The sequence below is a fragment of the Amycolatopsis sp. NPDC102389 genome (genome assembly GCF_044765885.1).
GTDB lineage: Bacteria > Actinomycetota > Actinomycetes > Mycobacteriales > Pseudonocardiaceae > Amycolatopsis.
In genome coordinates this window covers 47,240-54,503 of record NZ_JBIWKX010000054.1, presented here as the reverse complement: position 1 = coordinate 54,503, position 7,264 = coordinate 47,240, and the positions used below count along the sequence as shown (strand labels likewise).

Below are 7,264 nucleotides of genomic sequence, written 5' to 3'. Positions count from 1 at the left end.
GCTGGGGTGGGTTGTGTGGGGGTGTTGGGACACCCCCCCCCCCCCCCCCCCCACGACCCACCCGCACCGACCATGCCACGTTTGACTTACCCCTCATTAACACTCACGACCCCGGCCAGGATCGTACATATAGACATGAACCGGACACCGGGCAGTCGGAGACTGTCCTTTGTGGACACTCAGCGGCGCTTGGACGTCAGCGGTGAGGGCCCGCGCCACGCTTGCTCACCCCTGCATTCCGTGAAGGCCTCCTTCCCTACCCTGAAGGTAGGGAAGGAGGCCTTCACGGACCCACGACCACCTGGCCGCCACCTCCAGTAAGTACCTTGGCCCTTACCGCTCACGAGGCCTACAGCGGAATGGACTTGCTGTTGCAGCCTCCGCCACCGCAGGCCGTCACGGTCAGCTGCCTCGCCCCGGCCGGCAACCTGACCATCGCCCGCCGCACCCCGTCATCGACGGTCACCTGGGTCACCACCCCCTGCGGGGACACGGCGAACCGCGCGGTGAGGGCCGAGACCGGAGAACGGTCGGTCAGCGTGACCACCAGCTGTCCCGGATCGACGGTGCCCCGGACGCTTTGCGCCGCGCATCCGAGCGGACTGCACACTTCGAAGGGTGTGGCGGCGGTCGCGGTGCCCGGGAGACCGAGGGCCAGCACGCCCAAGGCGGCGACGGTGAAGGCAAGAGATTTCATGACCACTCCCCAGTGATTGTCGGAATCACCGAGGCTATGGCCGGCCGCTACGCACACGGCGAAGTTTCACTTAGGACCGAAAAAGCCCCCTTCCCACACGAAACGTGGGAAGGGGGCTTTTCAGCGAATCAGGAGCGGCGGGCCCGCTTCGCCTTGCGAGGCGGCGGAAGCGCACCTTCGGCACGGAGCCGGGCGGCGTGCTCGGCGAGCGCGTCGACGAGGTGCGGGACGTCGGCCTTCTCGGGCTGGACGTCGACCCGCAGCCCGAATTCCACGGCGGTCTCCGCGGTCTTCGGGCCGATGCACGCGACCAGCGTGCGGGTGTGCGGCTTGCCGGCGATGCCGACGAGGTTCCGCACGGTCGAGGACGAGGTGAAGCAGACCGCGTCGAAACCGCCGGTCTTGATCATCTCGCGGGTCTCGGCGGGCGGCGGCGCGGCCCGGACGGTGCGGTACGCGGTCACGTCGTCGATCTCCCAGCCACGTTCGCGCAGGCCGGCCGAAAGGGTCTCGGTGGCGATGTCCGCCCGCGGCAGCAGCACGCGGTCGACCGGGTCGAGGACGTCGTCGTACGGCGGGAACTCGGCGAGGAGGCCCTCCGAGGACTGCTCACCTTCCGGGATCAGCTCGGGGATGATGCCGAAGGAGCGCACCTTCGCGGCGGTCGATTCGCCGACGCAGGCGATCTTCACGCCCGAGAAGGCGCGGGCGTCGAGCCCGAACTCCTCGAACTTCTCCCACACCGCGCGGACGGCGTTGGTCGAGGTGAAGACGATCCACTGGTAGCGGCCGTCGACGAGACCCTTGACCGAACGCTCCATCTGCGCGGGGCTGCGCGGCGGCTCGACCGAGATGGTCGGGACCTCGTGCGAGGTGGCGCCGTGGCCGCGAAGCCGCTCCGCCATCTCACCGGCCTGCTCCTTGGTGCGCGGCACCAGGACCTTCCAGCCGTACAGCGCACGCGACTCCCACCACGACAGCTTCGAGCGCTGGCCGACGGCCTGGCCGATGGTCACGATGAGCGGGCCGACGAGCTCGCCCGCCTCGTTCGCGACGGTGGCCAGCGTGGTGTCCAGGGTGCGCTGAGTGTTGATGGTGCCGTTGGAGGTCACCGCGACCGGGGTCGTCGGCGCCAGTCCGTGCTCGGTCAGCGCGGACGCGGCCTCGGCCAGGTGCGCCGACGTCGCGTGCAGCACGATCGGGCCCGGGGTGGCGGCCAGTGCGGCCCACTCGACGTCGCCGCGGACATCGACCTCGGTGTGCGTGCCACCGAGCGCGACACCGGCGTACGCCGGCACGGCCGCGCCGGGCGAGACGCCCGGGATGATGTCGAACACGGCGCTGGTCCGGGAAACGGCCTGCACCTCGGCGACGACGGCGGGCTGGGTCAGCGGGTCACCGGCGATCAGCCGGAGCACGAGCCGTCCGGCCTTGGCCTCGTTCACCAGGTCCTTGGCGACCTCGGTGGCCTCGCCGACGGCGGGGCGCACTTCGGCGCCCTCGGCGGCGAAGGCCAGGACGCCCGAAGGGACGTCCGGGTCGGTCACCACGACCTCGGCCTTGGCGAGCAGCTCCTGAGCGCGGACGGTCAGCAGACCGGCGTCACCGGGGCCCGAGCCCACGAAGGCGACACGCCCGGTGGTCTTACGCGCGGGGGTCATCTGTGCGTTCTCCTCTTGAGCGGCCGCAGTCGAGCGCGGCCCTACCTTCAACGTTCTGACTCACTGGGCGGGGCCGGACAGCGCGCCGGCCCCCAGGTCGAGCAGCTCGGCGGCCAGTGTCCGGCCGAGCTGTTCGGCTTCATGCTTGTCGGCGAGCGCGGAAGCGCGCACCATGTCGACCGCGTCCCCGTCACCTTCGACGGCGGCGGTGCCCCGCAACGAGATCCGCTCGACGACCCGCCCTTCGGCGTCCAGGTCCTCGACGATCTCCGCCAGCGCTCCGACCGGTGCGCTGCACCCGGCCTCCAGCGCCGCGAGCAACGCCCGCTCGGCGGTCGCCACGGCACGGGTGCCTTCATCGTCCACTGTGGACCCGAGCAAGTGCTCGATGTCCACGTCACCGGTCCGGCACTCCACCGCCAGCGCACCCTGTGCGGGCGCGGGCAGCATCTGGATCGGGTCGAGGGTCTCGGTGATCTCCTCCGCCCGGCCGATCCTGGCCAGTCCGGCACGCGCCAGGACGACGGCGTCGAGCTCTCCGTCGCTCACCTTGCGCATGCGGGTGTCGATATTGCCTCGGATCGGCACGATTTCCAAACCGAGACCGAGCGCGCGCAGCTGCGCGGTCCGCCGCGGCGAGCCGGTGCCGACGGTCGAACCGGGCGGAAGCTCGCCCAGAGTCAGCCCGTCACGGGCGATCAGCGCGTCACGCGGGTCCTCGCGGAGCGGCACGGCGGCGAGCGTGATGCCCGGCTCCGGCGTCGTCGGGAGGTCCTTGTACGAGTGCACGATGACGTCCACTTCCTCGCGCAGCAAGGCTTCACGCAGCGCGGAAGTGAAGACGCCGACCCCGATCGTGGGGATCGGCGCGGACGACTGGTCGCCGGGGGTCGTCACGGTGACGAGCTCGACCTCGGCCCCGGTGGCACGCAGGGCGTCGGCGATGGTGCCGGTCTGCGCGAGGGCGAGTTTGCTGCCGCGTGTCCCGATGCGGATGACTCTGCTCACTGGATGATCACTCGTCTTTCGGCTTTGCGGTAGGACTCGCCACCGCGGCGGGCGCCTGCGGGTCGAGGCAGAACAGCTCGCGCAGCGCGTTGGCGTAGTCGGTGTCGGCCGTCTCGGCGGCCAGCTGCTTGACCCGCACCGTCGGCGCGTGCAGCAGCTTGTCGACCACGCGGCGGACCGTGCGGCCGACCTCCTCGCGGACCCCGGCTTCGAGGTCCGGCAGGCGGTTGTCCAGCCGCAGCAGTTCGGCGTCGACCACCTCGGCCGCCCGGCGCCGCAGCGCGGTCACGGTCGGGGTGACCTCGGCGCTGCGCTGACCGGCGAGGTACTCGCGCACCTCGTCGAGCACGATGCCGGTGGCCTTCGCGGTCTGCCGCTCGGTGGTCGGGGTGCCCGCTTCCCGCATGCGGCGCTGGATGGTCTCGAGGTCGACCACGGTGACGTCGGCCAGCTCGGCGACGTCGTGCTCGACGTCGCGCGGGAGGCCGAGGTCGCAGACGACCAGCGGGCGCCCGGCACGGGCCGGGACGTGGGCGGCGGTGAAGACCGCGGCCTGCGCGCCGGTGCAGCAGACGACGACGTCCGCCTCGGCGACCGCGTCCGCGATCCCGCTCATCTGGACGGCCTTCGCGGGCACGCCCTGCTCGACGCTCGCGGCGGCGAGGCGGGCGGCCCGTTCCTCGGTGCGGTTGGCGATGGTGATCTCGCCGATCCCGGATTTGCGCAGGTGGGACGCGGTCAGCGCGCCCATCGAACCGGCGCCGACGATCAGCGCGTGCTTGCCCGCGATGTCGCCCGCGGCGGCCAGCGCCTCGGAAACCACCGACGCGCCGAGCTGGTCCAGCCCGGTCTCGGTGTGGACGCGTTTGCCGACGCGCAGCGTGGTCTGGATCAGCTCGTGCAGCGTGCGGCCGACGGTGCCGGCCTCCCGCGCGGTGGCGTACGACGACCGGATCTGGCCGAGGATCTGCGTCTCGCCGACGACCATCGAGTCCAGCCCGGAAGTGACCGAGAACAGGTGCTCGATCGCGGCGCCCGCGTAGTGCACGTACAGCGAATCGTAGAGGTCCGCGGGCTCCATCCCGGCCTGGCGGGCGAGCACGTCGGAGACGTCGTTCAGGCCGCCGTGGAAGGTCTCGACGACGGCGTAGACCTCGATGCGGTTGCAGGTCGAGACGAGGATCGCCTCGCTGACGTGCTCGGCCTGCTGCAGCTCGTTGAGCACCTTGGTCACGTCGGTCGCGGGGACCGCGACGCGCTCCAGGGTGTTCAGCTCGGCACTGCGGTGCGAGAGCCCGACCGCCAACACGCTCATTTCAGCGCACCACCATTCCATTGCCGTGGCCGTTCACGCTGCCATTCTCGGCGCCCCCGGGGCCACCGTCTCCTCCGCCGTTGCCGTTAGCGGCCAGATCGGCGCGACGAGCGACGTGGAACGACAGGATCTGCAGCTCGACCGCGAGATCGACCTTGCGAACCTCGATATGTGCCGGAACCTGCAGCACCACCGGGGCGAAATTCAGGATGCACTGCACGCCACCTGCGACGAGCCGGTCGCAGACCGACTGCGCGGCGGTGGGCGGAGTGGCGATGACGCCGATGGAGATCTGCCGTTCGGCGCAGACTTTGGGGATCTCGTCGAGATGCGAGACCGGGAGACCGCCGACCGGGACACCCACCAGGTCGGGGTCGAGGTCGAACAGCGCCTCGACCGGGAACCCGCGGCCCGGGAAGCCGCCGTAGTTGGCCAGCGCGTGCCCGAGGTTACCGATGCCGACCACGGCGACCTTGTGCTTGCGGGTCAGGCCGAGGATCCGCTCGATCTGGCTGACCAGCACCTGGACGTCGTAGCCGACGCCGCGGGTGCCGTACGAGCCGAGATAGGACAGGTCCTTGCGCAGTTTTGCGGAGTTGACGCCCGCGGCCTGCGAGAGCTCCTCGCTGGAGATCGTCGTCGCGCCCTGCTCGGCCAGCCCGGAGAGGACACGGAGGTAGACCGCGAGGCGGGCGACGGCGGCCTCGGGGATCGACTTCGCGCGGACCGCTTCCGGTTCGGCGGCGGCCTCGACGGCGGGCATCTCCGCGGTGGGCGCGTTGTCGGCGTCCGGTGTCACCCGGGTGCGCCGGCCTCGTTGCGACACCACGCTTGTCCGCTCCCTCTGGCTCCTGCTCACGACATGAATCGCCCGAACCTGGAAATCGGCTCTTGACCCGCCGCGCTGAGTCCGGTTCGATGCCGGGCGCTTTCGGAGGCGACGTATCTACGGTAGCCACTTGTGAACGCAGGCACAAAGTCACAGGTGAGCGCTGTGGTCAGTCTCTCTAGCGCGCGTTGACCGACACCGTGTGCCAACCCGTGGCGCCGTCCGGCACGGTTCCGGCGCGCTCCTGCGTCTGCGTGTAGCCCGACTGGTCCGTGGCCCGGACGGCGATCTGATGCTGACCAGCGGCGACGTCGACCTCGGTCCACCACATCCGCCAGGTGTCCTTCGACGTCTCGGCGGACAGGACGGCCTCCTGCCACGGCCCCTGATCGACCCGGACCTCGACCTTCGCGACGCCGGTGTGCTGCGCCCACGCGGTCCCGGACACCACGATCTTGCCCGCGTTCACCGCCGAGCCCGGCGCGTCGATCCGCGACTGCGTCTTCACCGGCCCTTCCTTGGCCCACCCGCGGTCGAGCCAGTACGCCTTGCGCTCTTCCCAGGTGGTGATCTCCAGCTCGGTCACCCATTTCGTGGCGGACACGTAGCCGTAGAGCCCGGGGATCACGATCCGCGCGGGGAAGCCGTGCTCGATCGGGAGCGGTTCGCCGTCCATGCCGAGGGCGAGCATCGCGCCGCGCCGCGGGTCCAGGGCGGCTTCGACCGGGGTGCCGCAGGTCCAGCCGTCGACGCTGGTCGCGAACATCTGCTCGGCGCCGGGTTTCACGCCCGCTTCGTTCAGCAGGTCGCGGAGGTCGATGCCGATCCAGCGGGCGTTGGAGATGTACGGGCCGCCGACCTCGTTGGAGACACAGCACAAGGTGACGTCGCGTTCGATCAGCGGCCGCGAGCGGAGATCTTCATACCGATAGGTGACTTCGCGATCGACCATCCCGCGGATCTGCAGGCTCCAGTCCTCCGTGCGGACCTGCGGAACCACCAGCGCCGTGTCGATCCGATAGAAATCCTTCGAAGGAGTGATGTACGACGGGGTCCCGAGCTTCACGAAGTCCGCGTCGGCCGGGATCGGCGGCGCGGTCCTCGCCGCGACGAGCCTGCCGACGGCGGCACGCGACTCCTCGGCGTTCTTCCTGGTCCCGACGATCTGGCCGGTCAGCGCCGCGACACCGGCGCCCGCCGCGACGGACGCGCCGGTGATCAGCACCTTCCGCCGGTCCGGGCCTTCGCCTTCACGGTCGTCGAAGAACACCTTCGGGCGGAAGAACGAGTGCAGCCGCGTGAACACGACGAGCGCGACGACGGTGGCGATCACCGGCGCCAGCAGCGCGATCTGCCCGAGGTCGGTGCGCACGAAGACGGCGGCGACACCGGCCGCGCCGAGGACGCCGGCGAGCACCTGCCCCGGCAGCGGCTTGCGGCGCGAGAGCTGCCCGGCGAGCAGTGCGAACAGCACCAGCACCACGGCCAGGCCGATCTTGAGGACGGGCTTGTCCCAGGTCTCCAGCGTCTGCTCGGCCCAGGCGACGACCGCGTGCGGGCTGTGGTCGATGACGAAGTTCGCGACGGCGACGAAGGGCGAAGCCGTGTACCCGACGAATCCCGCGACGAGATGTCCCACGCCGAGGGCCGCCGCCAGTGACAGGAGCCCGGTCAGTGCGGCTTGCGGGAAGCTGAGCCTGCGTTCGTCGTCCACGACTCCATCTTCGTCAGCGATCGGCCCGAAGGTCGGCCGA

General features: G+C 70.6%; 6 protein-coding genes. All 6 read right to left on the bottom strand.

The annotated features are described in order from the left end of the window. Positions 1-349: 349 nt before the first annotated feature. The gene (locus ACIRGA_RS32685; protein WP_400948424.1) at positions 350-697 is read right to left on the bottom strand and encodes a hypothetical protein; all 348 of its coding nucleotides are present in this window, start codon (positions 695-697) and stop codon (positions 350-352) included. 128 nt (positions 698-825) lie between these two features. Next, complete coding sequence (locus ACIRGA_RS32680; protein WP_005151748.1) at positions 826-2,358, bottom strand: bifunctional uroporphyrinogen-III C-methyltransferase/uroporphyrinogen-III synthase; 1,533 nt, start codon at positions 2,356-2,358, stop codon at positions 826-828. Between the two features lie 60 nt (positions 2,359-2,418). After that, entirely contained in the window at positions 2,419-3,366 is a 948-nt protein-coding gene (hemC, locus tag ACIRGA_RS32675) for a hydroxymethylbilane synthase (RefSeq protein WP_400948421.1), read from the bottom strand. 7 nt (positions 3,367-3,373) lie between these two features. Further along, positions 3,374-4,681, bottom strand: a complete 1,308-nt coding sequence (locus ACIRGA_RS32670) for a glutamyl-tRNA reductase (RefSeq protein ID WP_400948418.1) — start codon at positions 4,679-4,681, stop codon at positions 3,374-3,376. A gap of 1 nt (position 4,682) precedes the next feature. Further along, positions 4,683-5,510, bottom strand: a complete 828-nt coding sequence (locus ACIRGA_RS32665; protein WP_005151741.1) for a redox-sensing transcriptional repressor Rex — start codon at positions 5,508-5,510, stop codon at positions 4,683-4,685. 178 nt (positions 5,511-5,688) lie between these two features. Continuing rightward, positions 5,689-7,224, bottom strand: a complete 1,536-nt coding sequence (locus ACIRGA_RS32660; protein WP_400948415.1) for a molybdopterin-dependent oxidoreductase — start codon at positions 7,222-7,224, stop codon at positions 5,689-5,691. Positions 7,225-7,264: the final 40 nt, after the last annotated feature.

Coding starts and splice junctions, on each gene's coding strand:
- ACIRGA_RS32670 (WP_400948418.1), bottom strand. CDS start 4,681: ATGAGCGTGTTGGCGGTCGGGCTCTCGCACCGCAGTGCCGAGCTGAAC.
- ACIRGA_RS32680 (WP_005151748.1), bottom strand. CDS start 2,358: ATGACCCCCGCGCGTAAGACCACCGGGCGTGTCGCCTTCGTGGGCTCG.
- ACIRGA_RS32685 (WP_400948424.1), bottom strand. CDS start 697: ATGAAATCTCTTGCCTTCACCGTCGCCGCCTTGGGCGTGCTGGCCCTC.